This is a genomic window from Paenibacillus sp. YIM B09110, assembly GCF_037167145.1.
In the GTDB taxonomy this organism is placed as follows: Bacteria; Bacillota; Bacilli; order Paenibacillales; family Paenibacillaceae; genus Pristimantibacillus.
The window spans coordinates 38,432-57,178 of sequence record NZ_JBANSP010000001.1 but is presented as its reverse complement, the minus strand read 5'-3'; the positions used below and the strand labels follow the sequence as shown (position 1 = coordinate 57,178).

Sequence of the window (18,747 nt, the reverse complement as noted above, 5' to 3'; positions counted from 1 at the left end):
TTTTCAATTGTTGCTTTTCAGTTTATCAAGATCAAGGAAATCATGCTCTTGGCTGTAAGCAGGAACGCCGTGAATGCCGACATCGAGTCCGACCAATTCTTCGTCCTTCGATACACGAACGGGAATGATTTTGCGAATAAGCCATAACACACCCCATGTGATAACGAAGCCCCACACTGAAACGATTATAAGTCCAAGCACCTGTACGCCTAGCAGACTCCAGCCGCCGCCATAGAACAGGCCGTAATAGCCTTTGCCTATTCCCTCAGTCAGCTCCGGCATTGCGAACAAGCCGACGGCGATTGTGCCAAGACTTCCGCTAATGCCATGAACCGCGAACGCGCCGACGGGATCATCGATTTGTTTCTTCTCCAGCCATTCCGTTACGAGCACCATTGCGATGCCGCATACAGCGCCAATGCCGATTGCCGCGCCATCGGATACGAATGCGCAGCCGGCTGTAATGCCGACGAGCCCTGCAAGAGAACCGTTAATGACCATCGGCGGATCAGCCTTCTTATAGCGGAACATCGTGAACAGGATGCAAGTAGCCCCGCCTGCGGCAGCCGACAGCATCGTCGTTACGGCGATATGCCCGATTGCAGTATTGGTTGCGCTAAGCGTACTGCCTGCATTGAAGCCGAACCAGCCGAACCAAAGAATGAACGCTCCAACCGAGGCGAGCGGCAGATTGGAAGGCGGTACGATATTGACTTTACCGTCAGCCATGAACTTGCCGATACGCGGGCCGATGAAGAGCGCCGCGGCAAGCGCCGAGAAGCCTCCGAGTGCGTGAATAACGGCAGAGCCTGCGAAGTCGATCATGCCTAGTTTGCCGATAAATCCGTTGCCTGACCAGACCCAATGCCCCGCAAGCGGGTAGATAAGGCCAGTCATCGCGATTGTCAGCAAAATATAAGCTCTAAAGTTGATTCTCTCTGCGACTGCGCCGGATACGATGGAAATAACTGCGATTACAAAGGCGCACTGGAACAACCAGTACGTTTCATTGGAAATGTTCAATTGGATGTGCGATAGATCGCCATTCATTAGAAAGCCTGTCGTACCGATAAGGCCGCCGGCGTCCTTGCCATACATAAATGCAAAGCCGATAAAGTAAAAGACGAGTGCGCCGAATGCAATATCCACGAATACTTTCATAATAATACTGACAGCGTTCTTCTGCCTTACGAAGCCTGCTTCCAGTAGAGCGAAGCCGCCCTCCATAAGTAAAATCATCGCCGCCGTCAAAACGACCCATATCGTATCCAGTCCCTTTGACAGTTCTATAATGTCCATTGTTGTCATCCCCGATCGTCATGTCATGTATAGTTCGCGAATATGCAGCTATTGCCGGCCAGGATGGCATTCACCGATAACGCTTATCTCTTTCTCCTAATCCGTTCATCATTATAAATAGTAGGAGTTAGCTATGTCAACGTCCATACGTTATGTTTTGTAACGCATGTTAGCTATTTTTGGCGTGATAGGTAGAAAAAAGCCGTTTTTACTCGACAAGTCGTAAGTAATCTCAGTCTCTAGACCGATTCACATTTCAATCGGCCGTCCCTTTTTATAATGCCATGTCGTCCGTTATACTAGAGCTATCACATTCAAAGGCGCAGTCTTGAAGGAGTTGGATAGGGATGAACGGAAATTTTTTCGGGCGATTGTTAACCGGGGTCGTCATCATAGCGATAGGCATCATGTTTTTGTTGCGACAGATGGGACATGTAAGCTTTGATTTCGGTGAAGTGTTCTCAACGTATTGGCCGGTTATCATTATTTATACTGGCTTACACGGATTAATCAGAGGGTCTGGCTGGTGGAACGGCATTGTGCTCATCGTCGGATTCGTCTTCTTGGGACGCAACCTCGAATGGTTCGACTGGTCGCTTGGAGATATTATTCCTTATTTATGGCCGATTATTATTATCGTAGTAGGCTTTAAGATGCTTTGGAGGCCGAGACGCAATTATGATCCGCCTTCAGACGATTGGGAGCAATATCCTTTCTTAAGTGATGAAGACGTGCCGCCGGCGCCGCCACTTCATCCGGACCCATTAAAAGGTCCGAACTTAAAGAAGGAAGCTACTCCGGAGCAAGTGAAGCATGACGATCGTTCAGAAAGCTGGACGTTCTCTCAGGGCGCAGAATACGGGGGAGAGGATCCGCCAGTCAAAAAGCATAGTAAGCACTGGACTCACCATCAGCACCATCGTGCCCACAAAGAATGGAAACATCACATGAAGCATGGCCACCATATGGAGCATGTGGAATGGTGGAATCATGGCGATAAAGGCGTGCAGAGCAGATCCGGTTTTATCGGCGATATTCATATTGGGCAAGACTATTGGGAGCTTAAGCCGCTTAACGTGTCGCACTTCATCGGAGATACAATTCTCGATCTGACGAAGGCGCAAGTGGCGGTCGGAGAAACGAGAATCCATATTTCCTCGTTCATCGGAGATGTGAAGGTGTTCGTGCCGAACGACTACGAGATTGGCGTACAGGTTCTGACAAGCTCGTTCATCGGTGACGTAAAGATATTGGATCGGAAAGAGGGCGGCATGTTCAAGCACATTAACATTCAATCCCCTTCTTACAACGATTCGGACAAAAAAATCAAGCTGATCGTCAGCACCTTTATCGGCGATGTGCGTGTTACGAAGGTGGGGTAAGCGGGCATGATGGTACGTTTCCTTCGAAGCGGCAAGTGGGAGCTGATCGCGATGTTCGTGGCAGCTTCCGTCGTTTCGTTCGTACTCGCCGCTGTTACATGGAGCGGATTGAAGAATGAGACACCAATGACGGAAGTTCGCCTCGGGGCGGCCTCCGTCTTCCTGCTTGTCAGCGTCGTCTTCGGTTACTGGGCGGCACAGCGAATTCAGAGGCGGATCGATACGCTTCATCTGTCGTTCAAGCAGGCGGCTAACGGCAATTACAGTGTTCGAATTACGGAGTTCGGCCACGTCTCTTTCAATGAGCTGTATCGCGAATTCAATGCGCTTGCGGAACAGATGGAAGAGAAGATGAAATGGATTCAGATGGTAGGCGAAGAGCAGATCATGGAGGGGGCGCTTTCGAATGAGGCCGCTGTTCTCGAAGAGCGGAAGCGGCTTGCGAGAGACTTGCATGATACGGTTAGCCAACAGCTGTTCGCTATTCATATGTGCGCCTCGTCGCTGCCTAAGCTGCAGCAGGTTGACCGTGAGCGTGCTGATTCGGTTATGGAGCAGCTTGTCCAGATGTCGAACACGGCACAGAAGCAGATGCGCAACTTCATTGCCCAGCTAAGGCCGATGGAGCTGGAAGGCCAAACACTGCATGAGGCGCTTAACAAATGGTTTCCCGATTATTGCAGGCAAAACAATTTGCAAGGTGTGCTGGAATGGCGGTTGATGGGCGAGCTGTCCGAAGCAAAGGAGCATCAGCTATTCCTTATTATTCAGGAAGCGATTGCGAATGTTGTGAAGCATGCGAGAGCAAGTCAATGTACGCTAACGCTTGCGGATACGGAACGGCAAGTCGTCATGAGCTTGCAGGATGACGGGGAAGGCTTCAAGGTTAGCGAAGTAAAACGCGGTTCCTACGGCCTAACGACGATGCAGGAGCGGGCGCAGAAGCTTGGCGGCAAGACGGAAATACTGAGTAAGCCTGGCAGCGGCACGAGAGTGAAAGTGACAATACCAACGATATGGCGGGGAGAGAACAGGAAATGAGCGCAACGGATACGATTAAGATGATGATCGTTGACGATCACGATATGGTTAGGACAGGGCTGCGGACTTATCTGATGCTTGAGCCGAAGTTTGAAGTTATCGCCGAAGCGGGAAGCGGACAAGAAGCGCTGAATGTGCTTGGCAACAGAACGCAGGAGACGTTGCCTGACATGATCCTGATGGATTTAATGATGCCTGGAATGGACGGGATCGAGACGACGAGAGCTGTATTGGCTAAGTATCCGAATATTAAGATCGTTATGCTCACGAGTTTCCTGGAGGATGACAAAGTCTATGGGGCAATCGAGGCGGGAGCGACCAGCTATGTGTTGAAGACGGTATCGTCCGAAGAGCTGATCTATGCGCTCGGCGCCGCATTCAAAGGAATGCCGGTCATGACGGCGGACGTCTCGCAGGCGCTGACGAGAGGCTTGCGTCAACGGACGGCGCAATCTGGCGATGAAGGTCTTACGGAGCGTGAGAAAGAAGTGCTGCTGCTCATTTCAGACGGTCAATCCAATAAGGAGATAGCCGAGGAGCTTCATATTAGCATCAAAACGGTCAAGACGCATGTCAGCAATCTATTGATGAAATGCGAGCTAGAGGATCGTACGCAGCTTGCTGTGCTTGCGCATCGCAAAGGCTGGGCGAAGCGCACATAATATGGGACGAGGCGGTTATACTACCTTTTAACGTACGTTCAGTAAGCAGTAAATGCGAATACGGGCGTAAGCGCAAGCGAAAAGGAGTAGACTGCCATGAAATTTATTTCATCATCGCTAGAGTCCGTCGAACAGAACTTCAATGAAGCCAGAGCCGTGCTTGAGCAGCATCAATTTACTTTGGGAGGCAACTGGGAGTATAGCAACGGCTCCTTCGACCGAGCGCTGGATGAATCCCATAAAGTATGGCTTCGTATTCCGTTCGATGTCGTAACCGGCTATATCGATAGCGAGACAACGGAGAACGATGCAACGATCAGGCTGGGCAAGCCTTACGTGCTTAAGCATATTTATCAAGAGGGTAATGATCCCGAAGCATCAATAAGAACTTTCGGCGCGATGTTCGATCAATTCCAATCGCCTTCCGACCCTGATGCACCGGTTGAGGACCGCTGGATTACACGCGCCAAGCAGGCGATAACCGAGGTTGAGGGTTTATTTTAAATGTTAACATGAGATGAACCTAATAACTGGAATTTCTCCTGTTAATTTGGCTCGCCCTTTCTGCTTTTACGGATTAGATGGAATTTCTCCCGTTAATATCTCAGCTTATCCGTCGGGTGTTAGAAATCGGCAGGATTTAACAGGAGGAATTCCAGTTATATCGAACAGAGATGATTTATTTGTTTTGAAGAGACCTTAGTCTCGAAATAACTCCGATGGGAGTTTTTTTTATTTCTGTTTAAATTCCTTTTAAGATTGTTTTAAGGTAGAATGTGCATGATAGAACTAATAAAACGAGCTCGCCTCTTATGGAATACGAGAGTAGAGGCATGAACGATATCCTTCAAGGAGGCTTAACACGATGGACGATCAAAACAACAAAAAAGGCTATGATGAGTTTTTTCGAGATCATAATGATGAACAGCAAGACGCAAGCGGAACAAATGAGCAGGAGCAGTATGAAGCGGAGCCGATAACTTCGGACCTTCCTGAACAGACAGCCAAGCCTTCCTACTATTATTCATATGGGCCATTCAAAGCCGGCGCTCAATCCGATTCCTCGCAGCCGAATCGTTATCAATCGGCGGGATCACAGCCGCAGCCGGAACAGTTACAGGCAAATTCAGCGCAGAATGCTAGTGCTAGTGATACGTCTTACGTAACTTCCGATGCAGACGATAATGTTAATGTACAGCAGCCCGTTCAGCAACAAATTCGTCCATTCACGCCGGTTAGCCCAGGGGGCAAAGGCCCTTGGACGGTCAGAGAGCCGAAGCGCACTTCTTTCAAAGCGATGTTCGCCTCGTTCCTTGCTGGTGTCGTTCTCGTAGGCGGACTGATGTGGACGGCAGACACGCGCAACTGGTTCACGGCGGATCAAGTGCAAGCAACTGTGAAAGAATCGACGGGCAGCGGCACGCAAGCCGGAGCGGGCAGCACTGCAGGCGGTTCAGCTTCAACGGCAGTTGCACGGACGGATGATATTGCCGGGCTGTTCGAAACGGCAAGTCCAGCTGTCGTGAAGATCGAGACGTTCACGAACGTATCGACCGGCAACGGCGGCAGCATGCTGGATGATTCCTTCTTCCGACAGTTCTTCGGCAATGACTTCCCTGACTCGCAGCAGCAGCAGGAGCAGGGCAACGAGGATCAAATGCAGCAGACGGGCATCGGAACAGGCTTCTTCTTCGACAAGTCCGGCTACATTCTTACGAATCAGCATGTCGTCGGCGAATCCGACAAAATCGAAGTTATCGTGCAAGGCTACGACAAGCCGTTCACGGCCGAGCTGCTAGGATCAAGCTATGATCTTGACCTTGCCGTGCTTAAAGTGAAGGGCGACAAAGAGTTCCCGACATTGCCGCTCGGAAGTTCGGATACGATCAATATCGGCGACACCGTCGTTGCGATCGGCAATCCGTACGGCTTCGATCATACGGTTACCGTAGGCGTTCTAAGCGCGAAGGAGCGTCCGATCGACATTCAAGATACGCAAGGCGAACGCAATTACGAGCATTTGCTGCAGACTGACGCTTCGATTAATCCCGGCAACTCCGGCGGTCCGCTGCTCAATCTGAACGGCGAAGTCGTAGGCATTAATACGGCTGTCAGCTCTCAAGCTCAAGGCATCGGTTTTGCGATCCCGACAAGCACGATCCAAGAGGTGCTGGAAAGCCTTAAGACCAATGTTGCAATTCCGAAGGACGCTGTCCCGTTCATCGGGGCTGAACTTTCCGACGTGACAGAGGATATTGCCAAGCAGCTTGGACTCAGTAAGGCAGAAGGTTCTATCGTACGCAACGTATACTACAAATCGCCTGCGCATCTGGGCGGAATTCAACAGTATGACGTTATCGTGGGAATTGATGGCAAGAAGTACAGCAACACACAATCGTTAATCGATGCGATTAAAAAGCATAAAGTTGATGACAAGGTGGAACTGAACATTATCCGCCAAGGCAAAGAGCAAAATGTCGAGGTCGTCATCGGCGACAAAAATAAATTCGTGACAGAGTAAGCAAGCATCGCAAATAAGAGCGCAGAGCCATACACACTCTGCGCTTTTTGCTGCAATGAGAAAAAGGAGAATACGTATGAGACAACATATTGTAGTCGTAGATGATGATGACAAAATCATTTCGTTATTGCGCAGAAGCTTAGCATTCGAGGGATACGAGGTCACTACCGCATCCAATGGGGCGGAAGGGTTGAAGGCTCTGCTGGCAGCAGACCCCGATCTGCTTATATTGGATGTCATGATGCCGCAAATCGACGGCTGGGAAGTGTGCAGGAGGGTGCGCGAGGGCGGCAGCACCGTGCCGATTCTCATGCTGACGGCGAAGGACGATATTAATGATCGCGTAAGAGGGCTGGATCTTGGCGCAGACGATTATTTAGTTAAGCCGTTCGCTCTGGAGGAGCTGCTCGCCCGAGTCCGTGCGTTGCTGCGCCGCAAGTCGGACAAGCTAGAGGAACAAACCAGTCAGCTAATCTATGAGGATCTTGCGCTTGATATGGACGCTAGAGAGGCCATTCGTGCTAGCCGCCGAATCGAGCTGACGAGCAAGGAATACGATCTGTTGCTGTTCTTCATGCAGAATCCGCGCCGAGTGCTGACGCGTGACTCCATCATGGAAAAAATATGGGGCTATGATTTCAGCGGTGAATCGAATGTGCTTGAGGTATATATTGCGATGCTCCGCCAGAAAGTTGAAGAGGGCGGAGGAAGCAGACTTATACAGACGGTGCGCGGCACCGGCTATGTGTTGCGAGGAGAGGCGGGTTAAGCGCTATGTCAATTCGTCTTCGACTTACTCTCTGGTATTCATGCTTGCTTGCCGGTACGTTAATTGCAGTAGGGATAGTCGTTTATTTATTCGTAAACTGGAATACGTATGCCGAGGCCAAGGAACAGCTTAAGGCGCAAAACAGTACGATATTCGTACAGCCCACGGTAAACTTTCTGGATGAAAATGAATGGAACTTCCAAATCGCCCGTATTGGCAGAGGACCAGAACAAAAAAATATTTATATGCAGATTGTGAGTTATAAAGACGGTGTTGTAAGACAAGAGGATCAGTTAAGACAATTCGGCACGATTATTCCATATCCAGAGGCTGATAAAAAACCAGAGGAAGGGTTCCGCAAAGTAAAGGTTACCATCAATAACGAGAAATTTGATATGTTAACCTACCAACGTCCACTCCCGCTGGAGGATGGAACCTTAATCGGTATTATGCAGATCGCCGTATTCTCCAATAACGAGGAGAAATTTCTTGCTGGACTCCGTACGATCCTGATCGTATCTTCCCTGTTCGTTGTTCTGATTGCCTTCACGGTTGGCTTGTTTATCGCGCGTCAGGCGCTGCGGCCGATCGAACGCGTCATACGGGCGACGGAGCAAATCGAGAAAGGCTCGGAGCTCAATATGCGAATACCGGCGGCCGATTCCAATGACGAGATTGGAAAGCTCGTTCATACCCTTAATATGATGCTGTCCCGAATCGAGTTTGCCTACAATGAGCTCGACGAATCGTATAAGGCGCAGCGCAGGTTCGTATCGGATGCTTCGCATGAGCTTCGTACGCCGCTCACGACCATTCGCGGCAATATCGATCTGCTGGAGCGAATGTGGACCCGCATTAAAGATATGAACCCGGACAAGGGAAGCGGAGATTGGCTGCCATTCGATATGGAGCATTGGGAGATGTCGCGCGAAGCGATGAGCGATATATCGGCTGAAGCGAAGCGAATGAGCACGTTGGTCAACGATTTGCTTGCGCTTGCGAGAGCGGATGCCGGTTATGTCATGGAAAAGGAGCACCTGGCACTGCTCCCTATCGCGGAAGAAGTTGCTCGCAGAGCTCAGCTGCTTCCTCGGAAAGCGGAGTGGACAATTGGCGATCTATCCGCTTTGAACGGCGTTTATGTCAAGGGCAATCACGATTATTTGCAGCAGCTGTTGTTCATATTTATCGAGAATGCCTTTAAGTATACGGAGCGCGGTCATATCGAGCTTGGAGCATTGCGAGGCAATGGTCAAATCGGCATTACGGTTGAGGATACGGGCATTGGCATGAATCCTGACGAGATACCGCATATTTTCGATCGATTCTATCGCGCTGACGAATCACGCGGCGTGACGGTGGGAACGGGCCTTGGCTTATCGATTGCTAAGTGGATTATCGACGAGCACCAGGGCTCGGTGGAAGTGACGACGCGCGAGGGCGAAGGGACGAAGTTTACGATATGGCTGCCAGTAGTCTTTTCCGGGAACGCTCCTTCGACTATAATAGAGGGAACGGATCATTTAATCGAGTAGTCATAATAGGGCGTATCCGGTAAGAAAGCAGGTGCAATAAATGGAAATTGTCAAAATATCGCCGCGCGGTTACTGCTACGGTGTTGTCGATGCGATGGTGCTTGCCTTGCAAACGGCGAAGAATCTTGAATTACCGCGGCCAATCTATATTCTTGGTATGATTGTTCATAACGCTCATGTAACGGAAGCGTTCGAACAGGAGGGCGTTATTACGCTTGACGGGGCGAATCGTTTGGAAATATTGGATCAGATCGAAGAGGGAACTGTTATTTTCACAGCTCATGGCGTATCTCCTGAGGTGCGCAAGCGTGCCCGCGATAAGGGGTTGTCCGTCGTTGATGCGACCTGTCCCGATGTAACGAAGACGCATGACCTGATCCGCGAGAAGACGGCTGAAGGGTATCATATTATCTATATCGGGAAGAAAGGCCATCCCGAGCCGGAAGGCGCTATAGGCGTTGCGCCAGATATGGTGCATCTGATCGAGAAGGAAGAAGAGATCGAGTTTCTTCAAGTGCCTGAAGAGCGTCTGATCATTACGAATCAAACGACGATGTCCCAGTGGGATATTCGTCATATTATTCAGAAGCTGTCGGAGAAGTTTCCAACCGCTGAGGTTCATAACGAGATTTGCCTTGCTACTCAAGTGCGGCAAGAAGCGGTTGCAGGTCAAGCGGGCACTGCTCAGCTCTGCATCGTCGTTGGCGACCCTCGAAGCAACAATTCGAACCGTCTAGCCCAGGTGTCTGAGGAAATTGCGGGTGTGAAAGCGTACCGGGTAGCTGATGTGTCAGAGATAGAGCGGGAGTGGTTGATCGGTATTGAACGGGTAGCCGTCACTTCCGGCGCTTCTACGCCGACGCCGCTAACGAAAGAGGTTATTGCTTACTTGGAGCAGTACGACGATAACAATTCCGACACTTGGGAGATTAAGCGTACCGTTAACATGAAAAAGCTGCTTCCGAACATTAAGATTAAGAGCGCAAGTACAACCGAGTAATCGGTTCTCTAACGAAGAGGGGAATAGGTCGATGCCGCAGGCTTCAGATTTGAAGCAAAGCGGTGTCGGCCTATTTCTGCTGGAGTCCGCTCTTTGTTAATAGACAGTGTAGAAAAATCCAGCAGCAGAAAAAACGGGTTGACGGATACGGTTATTTCTTGTATATTTACTTTAGTGATTAAAAGCGTAGAAGCTTCACAGCGTATAAGCTTAAAAGCGTATAAGCGTTGCAGTGCGAATGATGAAGATGTGACCAAGGAAAAATCATATAAAATAATAGGAGTGATTCAGGATGATCGTCATTACTAATCCGCAAATTTCAGAAGAACGTATTAACGAAATCGTAGCCCATATTGAGAAAGCCGGCGTACAAGCGCATGTGTCGATAGGAACGGACCGTACAGTAATTGGAATTATCGGCAAGGCGGAGCCGACGCTCGCTGAGCATCTGCGCCAAATGAAAGGTGTAGAGAATGTTATCAAAATTTCAAAGTCGTATAAGCTGGCTAGCCGTGATTTCCATCCGGACGATACGGTCATCGATATTAAAGGCGTAAAGATCGGCGGCAGCAACCTTGTTATTATGGGCGGTCCGTGCGCTGTGGAATCACCAGAGCAGATCGACGAGATTGCTCGCCTCGTTAAAGCGGCAGGAGGCCAAGTGCTTCGCGGTGGGGCGTTCAAGCCGCGTACAGGGCCTTACAGCTTCCAGGGCGTAGGCGTAGAAGGTTTGGTTATGATGGCTGAGGCAGGCAAGAAACACGGCCTGCTGACGATTACAGAGGTAATGACGCCGGAGTACGTCGATGTATGCGCGGAGTACGCCGACATTCTCCAAGTCGGCACAAGGAATATGCAGAACTTCGACCTGCTTCGCAAGCTTGGCACAATCCAGACTCCGGTGCTGCTGAAGAGAGGCTTCAGTTCTACTTATGACGAGTTCCTGAATGCAGCAGAATACATTTTAGCCGGCGGCAATCCGAATGTTATGCTGTGCGAACGAGGAATCCGAACGTTCGAAACTTACACGCGGAACACGCTTGACCTATCTGCCATTCCGGTGCTGCAATCTCTCAGCCACTTGCCTGTTATATCAGATCCAAGTCACGGAACGGGCCGTCGCGAATTGGTAGAGCCGATGTCGAAGGCATCAGTAGCTGCCGGGGCCAATGGACTTATCGTAGAGATGCATACGGATCCTGATAATTCGATGACTGGCGACGGCGTACAATCCTTATTCCCGGATCAATTCGCCAACTTGCTGAGGCAATTGGAACAGCTCGCTCCTCTAGTAGGCAAACAGTTCGATACGCCGAAAGCGCCTGCTGAAGCATTCACGGAATGGAAAATTTAACATAGTCTAAATAACCGCGCCACCCTTGCTACAGTAAGGGTGGCGCGGTTTTTGCCATGGTGGGTTAAGGAGGAATTGTGAACATCTGTTCAAACTTGTAAGTATACCTAACATCGCAATAAAAAATACCTTACATAGCTATTGACGGAGGTGAAACCGTAGTTTTATAATAACGTCATGGTTTGGAGCAATTATTGAACAATACTTGTTCAACACAACGCTAATGTTCGGAAATGGAGGAAATTATTCATGTCAGTTCAAAATGTTTTGGACAATATTAAAGAAAACAGCATTCAGTTTGTCGATTTCCGCTTCGCAGATCTTCTGGGTCGCGCTCACCACATCACTCTTCCTGCAACTGAGGTAGACGCTGATACTTTCGTTAACGGTGTAGCATTTGACGGTTCTTCGATCCACGGTTTCCGCGGTATTGAAAATTCCGATATGGTAATGATGCCAGATACGGAATCCGTATTTATCGATCCTTTCACAGATCACCCTACATTAAACGTTATGTGTAACATCTATACGCCAGAGGGCGAGCGCTATGACCGCGATCCGCGCAGCATCGCTCAAAAGGCTGAAGAATATCTTCAAACGACTGGTATTGGTACGACTGCATTCTTCGCGCCAGAACCTGAATTTTTCATTTTTGACGAAGTTCGCTATGAAAGCACAATGAATTCGTCTTCGTATATGGTTGAATCCGAGGAAGCTGGCTGGAATACGAACCGCAAAGAAGACGGCGGCAACCTTGGCTCGAAAATTCCAGTAAAAGGCGGCTATGTTCCAGTAGCTCCAGTTGACTCCCAACAAGACATCCGTAGCGAAATGGTCCGTTTGTTGCAAGAATCCGGCCTTCGCGTTGAGCGTCATCACCATGAAGTTGCTACAGCTGGTCAAGCGGAAATCAACTTCCGTTTCGACACACTTACAAAAACAGCTGACAACCTGATGAAATTCAAATACATCATTCACAACACAGCTCGCCAATACGGCAAAACGGTTACTTTCATGCCGAAGCCATTGTTCGGCGACAACGGTAGCGGTATGCACGTTCATACGTCGATCTTCAACGGTGATTCCCCGTTGTTCTACGACAAAGGCGCTTACGCTAACCTGAGTGAGCTTGCTATGCACTACATCGGCGGCGTACTTTACCACGCTCCGGCTCTTATCGCAATCACGAACCCAAGCACGAACTCGTTCAAACGTCTTGTGCCTGGTTACGAAGCACCGGTTAACCTTGTATTCTCGAAAGGCAACCGTTCCGCAGCGATCCGTATTCCTATCGCAGCTGTAACGCCTAAAGGTTGTCGCATCGAGTTCCGTACACCGGATAACACAGCTAACCCTTACCTTGCATTCGCTGCTATGCTGCTTGCTGGTCTGGACGGCATTAAGCGTAAGCTTGATCCTGTTGCTCTTGGCTACGGTCCATTCGACAAAAACATCTATGAATTGCCAGAAGAAGAGAAGAAAGAAATCCGCAGTGTTCCTGGAACGCTTGACGAAGCGCTTAACGCACTTGAAGCGGATTCCGCATTCTTGACTGAAAGCGGCGTATTCACGCAAGAATTCATCGATAACTACGTTGCAATCAAGCGCGCTGAAGCGAAAGCTGTTGCAATCCGTATTCACCCGCACGAATTCAGCCTTTACTACGATTGCTAATTCCTTAGCATCACCATACGAACGAGTCCCGCAAGGGACTCGTTTTTATATTGTCCAACTGTGGCAATATAAACAAGGGCTCGTCGTAATTCGTATTTAGCATAAAACGCAAAATCCGAATGTTTTCGACAATTTAATGTCAATACGTTCGACTTTTGTAGTGCAAATACGCGGAAAGCACTTGATGCGAACGTTCAAAATTGCTATCATGTCCTTATGATGATAAAGAATCAAAGGTGGGCTATCGGAAATGACAAGAGCATTTAATTTTAACGCAGGACCAGCCGCTATACCTCTTGAAGTGCTTCAACAAGCACAAGAGCAGTTCGTCGATTATCAAGGAGCGGGTATGTCCATTATGGAGATGTCGCACCGAAGCGCGCTTTATGAGCAAGTGAACAACGAGGCGCAATCGCTTCTTCGCGAGCTGTACGGCGTTCCTGACAACTACCGTATTTTATTCGTACAAGGCGGAGCAAGCACGCAGTTCGCTATGATCCCGCTTAATCTCGTTCGTCCTGGACGTCCTGGCGCATATGTGAAGACTGGCGCATGGGCTGACAAAGCGATCAAGGAAGCGAAGCTTGTCGGTGAGACGGTTATCGCCGCATCGACAGAAGCTGATAAATATATGCGTGTGCCGACGGCAGATGAAATTATTGTTCCGGACAATGCGGCGTATCTTCATGTAACGTCGAATGAAACAATCGGCGGAACGCAGTTCTTCGATTTCCCGTCGACAGGCAATGTGCCTCTTATCGCCGATATGTCCAGTGATATTCTAAGTCGTCCGGTGGACGTCAGCAAGTTCGGTCTTATTTATGCCGGTGCTCAGAAAAACCTTGGTCCTTCAGGCGTGACAGTCGTTATTGCGCGCGATGATTTGATTGCAGAAAGCCCTGCTACTATCCCGACGATGTTCCGATACAGCACGCATGCATCGAACAACTCGCTATACAATACACCGCCATCATTTGCCGTATACATGGTAAGCCTCGTGCTTAACTGGATCAAAGGCAAAGGCGGCATCGCGCAGATGGATCAGTTCAACCGCGACAAAACAAAGCTGATTTACGATAAGATCGACCAAAGCGGCGGCTTCTACATCGGCTGTGCGCAGCCGCAAAGCCGTTCGCTTATGAATATTACGTTCCGTATTCATAGTGAAGAGCTGGAGAAGCAATTCATCAAGGAATCGGAGAAGGAAGGCTTCGTTGGTCTCAAGGGACATCGCGACGTTGGCGGTCTACGCGCATCGACGTACAACGCCGTTCCGCTTGAGAGCTGCCAAGCGCTTGCTCAGTTCATGGCTGATTTCCAACAGCGCAACGGTTAAGCTTTTGTTAGCCAAGCAGTAAATAACGAAAGCGCCATCCCTTCCCAAACAGGAGGAGATGGCGCTTCTTCTTTGCTATGACGAAGGCTAAGGCTTAAGCGAACGACGATTCGGGTACTGCGGGCTCTAGCAGCTTGTAGCCGACATTGCGAACGGTCATAATGTATTCCGGCGTTCGGGCATTCTTCTCGATCTTATCACGCAGATGGCTAATGTGAACATCAACGATACGCGTATCGCCGAGAAAGTGATAGTCCCAGACTCCGTGCAGCAGCTGCTGACGGCTAAGCACCTTGCCTTTGTGCTTGCAAAGGAAGAGCAAAAGCTCAAATTCCTTCGGTGTGAGTTCAATAAGTTTGCCTTCAAAGTAAACCTCGCGTTGCTCTGCGCGGACGTTCAACCTGCCTATATCATAGCTCGTATTATCAGAGGTGCCAGGATTCGATTGGATCCGGCGAAATACGGCTTGGATTCGGGAGACGAGCTCTTGCGGGCTGAACGGCTTCGTCATATAATCATCTGCACCGTTATCGAGACCCGCTATTTTATCTGTAACATCTTGCAGCGCGGTCAACATAATGACAGGCACAGCATTGTTCTGCTTGCGAAGCTCTCTGCACACTTGGATGCCGTCCATCTTAGGCAGCATCAAATCAAGGACAATCAGGTCTGGACGGAATGGCCGGAGCATGTCGAATACGGCTTCGCCATCGCTTACGCAACGGACATCGTAGCCCGAGAGCTTTAGATTAAATTCGATTAACATGGCGATAGAAGGTTCGTCATCGACGACCAATATTTTTTTTCGCATCGTTACATTTCTCCTTTGCCTCCTAATAATAAGTTAATTATAACGGCGGAAATTTCGCGGAAGATTACCTGTACGTAAAATGGATGTAAAAATGGAAAGAAATTTGGTGTATAATAAGCGTTTAGAGAGGTGGGATTTACAGAAATGCCGTTTCATATCGTATTGGTAGAGCCGGAGATTCCGGCAAACACAGGCAATATTTCGCGCACTTGCGCGGCCACGGGTACGCATTTGCATCTTGTCAGGCCGCTTGGCTTCGATACGGATGACCGTACGCTGAAGCGGGCAGGGCTCGACTATTGGCATTCGGTCCATATCGAATATCATGATTCGTTCGATGAAGTGCTATCCCTTTATCCAGAGGGACGGTTCTTCTATGCCAGCACGCGAGCGTCGAAGCCTTATTCGGATTTCGAATATCGGGATGGAGATTTCTTCGTGTTCGGCAAAGAAACGAAAGGGCTGCCGCAGCAGCTTATCGATGCGAATCTCGACACCTGCATACGAATGCCGATGACGGATAAGGTTCGTTCGCTTAATTTGTCCAATTCTGCCGCTATTGTCGTATACGAAGCGCTTAGGCAGACAGGCTTCGAAGGACTGAATTAAGCTGCTGAATGAAAGAAAAAACGCACATTGAAGCGGCTCCTTGCTATATTTGTTGCAGAATATTAAGAAATAATGAATATAGGAAGGAAATGCTGAATCACCATCGAAACACTATAATGCATAGGTTTCTCAGGTTAGGACTTGCGAATAAAGACACAGAAGAGGTGAAATGATGAAACCAGCAGGAGTGGTAAGGAAAGTGGATCAGCTTGGCCGTATTGTGCTTCCAAAATCGTTACGTAAACGTTATCTGATGAACGAGGGCGATCCTGTAGAGATTTTTGTACAAGGTGACCATATCATATTGGAACGTTATAGGCCAAAATGCGTATTTTGCGGCTCAATGAATGAGGTTAGAGATTTCAAGGATCGTTATTTATGCGGAGCATGCATAGAGGAAATGGCACAGCTTCGTCGTTAATTGACAGCTGCCCAATGAAGACGATAACAAAAAAAGCTTCTCGTGTGAGCATTGCTCATCGAGAAGCTTTTTTGCTTTGGCCGCCATAGGACGGCATTAGCTTACAGGCCTTTGGTTTTGTCGTCATTGTAGGAGCTTGTCAGCATCGCCGTAATGAACAACGCAAACACGGTCATAACAATAAGAAAGTTCATGTGCATTGCACCTCCAATTGGCTTCTCTTATTATAACCAACGATCGGCAAAAAGAAAACTTTAAAAGTTGTGAACACATTGTTAACATAAGAATAGATCATGCGAAAAAAGCTATATCGACAGGGAGAGGGGCTATTGAAATGGAATATCGTTTCTCGTCACAGGTATCACGGCTTAAATCTTCAGCGGTTCGAGATATATTGAAGCTTACGCAAGGGACGGACATGATTTCATTTGCCGGGGGGCTTCCGGCTGAAGAACTGTTTCCGGTAGAAGCTGTTAGTGAAGCGGCTCAGCGAGTATTTCGTTCAGGCGCAGGCGCGCTCCAATACGGCTTGACGGAAGGATATTTGCCGCTTCGCGAGCAGCTATGCCGCAGAATGGCCGATAAAAAGATGTTCGTGAATCCTGATCAAATGTTAGTCACGACGGGATCGCAGCAAGCGATTGACCTGCTAGTCGAAGTGTTGACAGAACCTGGCGATACCGTATTGGTAGAGAAGCCAACCTATCTTGCGTGTCTGCAAGTATTCTCGTTGCATGGACTAAAGGTGGTGTCCGTCGATAGCGATGAGCAGGGCATGATTCCGGAATCGGCAGAGCGGCTTATCAAATTGCATCGTCCGAAGCTGCTGTATGCTGTGCCGACTTTCGGCAATCCGACGGGCAATGTATGGAGTGTGGAGCGCAGGAAGAAGCTGCTCGCCCTCTGTCAATCGAATAACATTCCAATCCTTGAAGACGATCCTTATGGTGATATCGCATTCGACAGCAAAGAGCCGATTCCGACGTTGTTCGCCTTAGAAGGCAAAGCCCAGAAAGGAACGGTCATATATACGAGCACGTTCTCGAAGACGGTCGCTCCGGCGTTACGAACGGGATGGGCAATAGGGGACGGCAAGGTTATTCGGATGATGGCGGTTGCGAAGCAAGCGGCGGACATTCAGTCTAGCTCGCTTGATCAGCAAATCTTGAGCCAACTACTCGGCTTCTTCGATCTTGATGCGCATATTAAGCTTATTTCCGATTCATACGGAGAGCGGATGTTGGAAATGAATCGGCTGCTGGAACGTGCGGCAATTCCTGGTGTGACATGGGTGAAGCCAAAAGGCGGCATGTTCTTATGGATGAAGCTGCCCGAAGGACTTGATGCGGAAGCGCTGCTCAAAGCTGCTGTCCGCAAAGGGGTTGCGTTCGTGCCGGGCAGCTCGTTCTATGCGGACAATCCGCAGCGCAATACGGCCCGGCTTAACTTCACGCATAATAAAGGGGCGCGCACTGAGCAAGGCGTGGCACGTTTAGTGGAAGCGATCGGTGAGTTCACGGCACGCAGCTAGCTAACGCTTAGAGCTTGCGGCCGTCTGACGAAGCGGCTTCGGCTGCCGCATTGGACCATTCCGCGATAACCTCGCGGTATTGCTCCAATGCGGCGACGCCTACTGGGCGAAGCTTATATTTGCCGCGTCCGACTCGCTCGAACCAGCCATAATAGTTATGCCGCAGCGTGTCGCCGCTGCGGCTATTGCCCGTGATCGCCGCAACCTCGCGCGGCGCCAGCTCTCCCGCCTCGCGCAGCGCCCATGCGCAGCGAAGCGCCTTCTCGCGGTAGGCGGTGACGAGCTTGCGGCCGGTGCTGCCGCCAACGTTGTAGTCGCCGCTGCGCTCGCGGAATTCTTGCAGCAGCTTCGCCTGCTTCCGGCGGCGCATGCCTCGCTGGGGAGGCTCTCCGGGCTCGCATAACAGCTCTATAACGGCCGGCTTCGTCTTATAGAAGGTGACTGTCATTAGCCCGAGGCCCAGCATTCGGCATAGCTCGGTCAAGTCGCCGTAACGCTGGTTATGGGCGCCGCTCTTCTTCCGGTTGCGTTCGACTGCCAGGACAACCTGTCCATTCAATCGCAAACGTTCAACGCCTTGCAGCAACAGCGCGAGGTTGAACGTTTTTTTCATTTCTACAATAATAGGCTCCTCATGCTCGGGGTGGATAGCCACGAGATCGCAATGAAGCACCTCGCTTTTCACCTCATACCCGAGGCGTTCGTAGTATTGTTTAATAGGCTTGTACAGATCTTCCTCCCGTTTAACGGCCATGAAGCTTGTTCCCCTTCCATAATTCCGCACTAATCTTCCTCTCTAGTC

At 49.6% G+C, this 18,747-nt stretch carries 18 protein-coding genes; 15 read left to right on the top strand and 3 right to left on the bottom strand.

The features are described from left to right. Nucleotides 1–3: 3 nt before the first annotated feature. Nucleotides 4–1,299 (bottom strand): ammonium transporter, encoded by a 1,296-nt coding sequence (locus tag V8F51_RS00240; protein ID WP_337098026.1) that lies wholly within the window; start codon nucleotides 1,297–1,299, stop codon nucleotides 4–6. A gap of 347 nt (nucleotides 1,300–1,646) precedes the next feature. Between V8F51_RS00240 and liaF the strand changes: the two genes are divergently transcribed. From liaF to serC, 12 genes are all read left to right on the top strand, one after another. After that, nucleotides 1,647–2,681: a cell wall-active antibiotics response protein LiaF gene (gene liaF / locus V8F51_RS00235; protein WP_337098025.1), complete on the top strand. Its 1,035-nt coding sequence runs from the start codon at nucleotides 1,647–1,649 to the stop codon at nucleotides 2,679–2,681. Between the two features lie 6 nt (nucleotides 2,682–2,687). Continuing rightward, entirely contained in the window at nucleotides 2,688–3,722 is a 1,035-nt protein-coding gene (locus tag V8F51_RS00230) for a sensor histidine kinase (RefSeq protein ID WP_337098024.1), read from the top strand. After that, nucleotides 3,719–4,384 (top strand): response regulator transcription factor, encoded by a 666-nt coding sequence (locus tag V8F51_RS00225; protein WP_337098023.1) that lies wholly within the window; start codon nucleotides 3,719–3,721, stop codon nucleotides 4,382–4,384. Before V8F51_RS00230 ends, V8F51_RS00225 begins: the two co-directional genes overlap by 4 nt. Before the next feature lie 96 nt (nucleotides 4,385–4,480). Next, nucleotides 4,481–4,888 (top strand): YugN family protein, encoded by a 408-nt coding sequence (locus tag V8F51_RS00220; RefSeq protein ID WP_337098022.1) that lies wholly within the window; start codon nucleotides 4,481–4,483, stop codon nucleotides 4,886–4,888. 361 nt (nucleotides 4,889–5,249) lie between these two features. Further along, nucleotides 5,250–6,905, top strand: a complete 1,656-nt coding sequence (locus tag V8F51_RS00215; protein WP_337098021.1) for a S1C family serine protease — start codon at nucleotides 5,250–5,252, stop codon at nucleotides 6,903–6,905. A gap of 76 nt (nucleotides 6,906–6,981) precedes the next feature. Further along, entirely contained in the window at nucleotides 6,982–7,674 is a 693-nt protein-coding gene (locus tag V8F51_RS00210) for a response regulator transcription factor (RefSeq protein ID WP_337098020.1), read from the top strand. Between the two features lie 5 nt (nucleotides 7,675–7,679). After that, entirely contained in the window at nucleotides 7,680–9,209 is a 1,530-nt protein-coding gene (locus V8F51_RS00205; RefSeq protein ID WP_337098019.1) for a sensor histidine kinase, read from the top strand. A gap of 40 nt (nucleotides 9,210–9,249) precedes the next feature. Further along, on the top strand, nucleotides 9,250–10,209 hold the full coding sequence (locus V8F51_RS00200; RefSeq protein ID WP_337098018.1) for a 4-hydroxy-3-methylbut-2-enyl diphosphate reductase: 960 nt from the start codon (nucleotides 9,250–9,252) through the stop codon (nucleotides 10,207–10,209). Between the two features lie 93 nt (nucleotides 10,210–10,302). Beyond that, entirely contained in the window at nucleotides 10,303–10,518 is a 216-nt protein-coding gene (locus tag V8F51_RS00195; RefSeq protein WP_337098017.1) for a hypothetical protein, read from the top strand. Then, complete coding sequence (aroF, locus tag V8F51_RS00190) at nucleotides 10,502–11,563, top strand: 3-deoxy-7-phosphoheptulonate synthase (protein ID WP_337098016.1); 1,062 nt, start codon at nucleotides 10,502–10,504, stop codon at nucleotides 11,561–11,563. Before V8F51_RS00195 ends, aroF begins: the two co-directional genes overlap by 17 nt. Before the next feature lie 249 nt (nucleotides 11,564–11,812). Beyond that, complete coding sequence (gene glnA / locus V8F51_RS00185) at nucleotides 11,813–13,237, top strand: type I glutamate--ammonia ligase (RefSeq protein ID WP_337098015.1); 1,425 nt, start codon at nucleotides 11,813–11,815, stop codon at nucleotides 13,235–13,237. A 250-nt stretch (nucleotides 13,238–13,487) separates the two neighbouring features. Beyond that, a complete protein-coding gene (gene serC, locus V8F51_RS00180) occupies nucleotides 13,488–14,573 on the top strand; it encodes a 3-phosphoserine/phosphohydroxythreonine transaminase (protein WP_337098014.1) in 1,086 nt (361 codons plus the stop codon). Between the two features lie 94 nt (nucleotides 14,574–14,667). Here the strand turns inward: serC and V8F51_RS00175 are convergent, their stop codons facing one another. Next, nucleotides 14,668–15,384 (bottom strand): response regulator transcription factor, encoded by a 717-nt coding sequence (locus V8F51_RS00175; RefSeq protein ID WP_337098013.1) that lies wholly within the window; start codon nucleotides 15,382–15,384, stop codon nucleotides 14,668–14,670. Nucleotides 15,385–15,528: 144 nt separating this feature from the next. Between V8F51_RS00175 and trmL the strand changes: the two genes are divergently transcribed. The 3 genes from trmL (at nucleotide 15,529) to V8F51_RS00160 (ending at nucleotide 17,945) form a co-directional block, all read left to right on the top strand. After that, the gene (trmL, locus tag V8F51_RS00170; RefSeq protein ID WP_337098424.1) at nucleotides 15,529–15,993 is read left to right on the top strand and encodes a tRNA (uridine(34)/cytosine(34)/5-carboxymethylaminomethyluridine(34)-2'-O)-methyltransferase TrmL; all 465 of its coding nucleotides are present in this window, start codon (nucleotides 15,529–15,531) and stop codon (nucleotides 15,991–15,993) included. Between the two features lie 172 nt (nucleotides 15,994–16,165). Then, the gene (locus tag V8F51_RS00165; protein ID WP_337098012.1) at nucleotides 16,166–16,414 is read left to right on the top strand and encodes an AbrB/MazE/SpoVT family DNA-binding domain-containing protein; all 249 of its coding nucleotides are present in this window, start codon (nucleotides 16,166–16,168) and stop codon (nucleotides 16,412–16,414) included. A gap of 334 nt (nucleotides 16,415–16,748) precedes the next feature. Next, nucleotides 16,749–17,945 carry an aminotransferase-like domain-containing protein gene (locus V8F51_RS00160; RefSeq protein ID WP_337098011.1) on the top strand — a complete coding sequence of 399 codons (1,197 nt, stop codon included), beginning with the start codon at nucleotides 16,749–16,751 and terminating at the stop codon, nucleotides 17,943–17,945. Nucleotides 17,946–17,952: 7 nt separating this feature from the next. Here V8F51_RS00160 and V8F51_RS00155 read toward each other — a convergent pair whose 3' ends face one another. Then, entirely contained in the window at nucleotides 17,953–18,699 is a 747-nt protein-coding gene (locus tag V8F51_RS00155) for a DUF2161 family putative PD-(D/E)XK-type phosphodiesterase (protein ID WP_337098010.1), read from the bottom strand. Nucleotides 18,700–18,747: the final 48 nt, after the last annotated feature.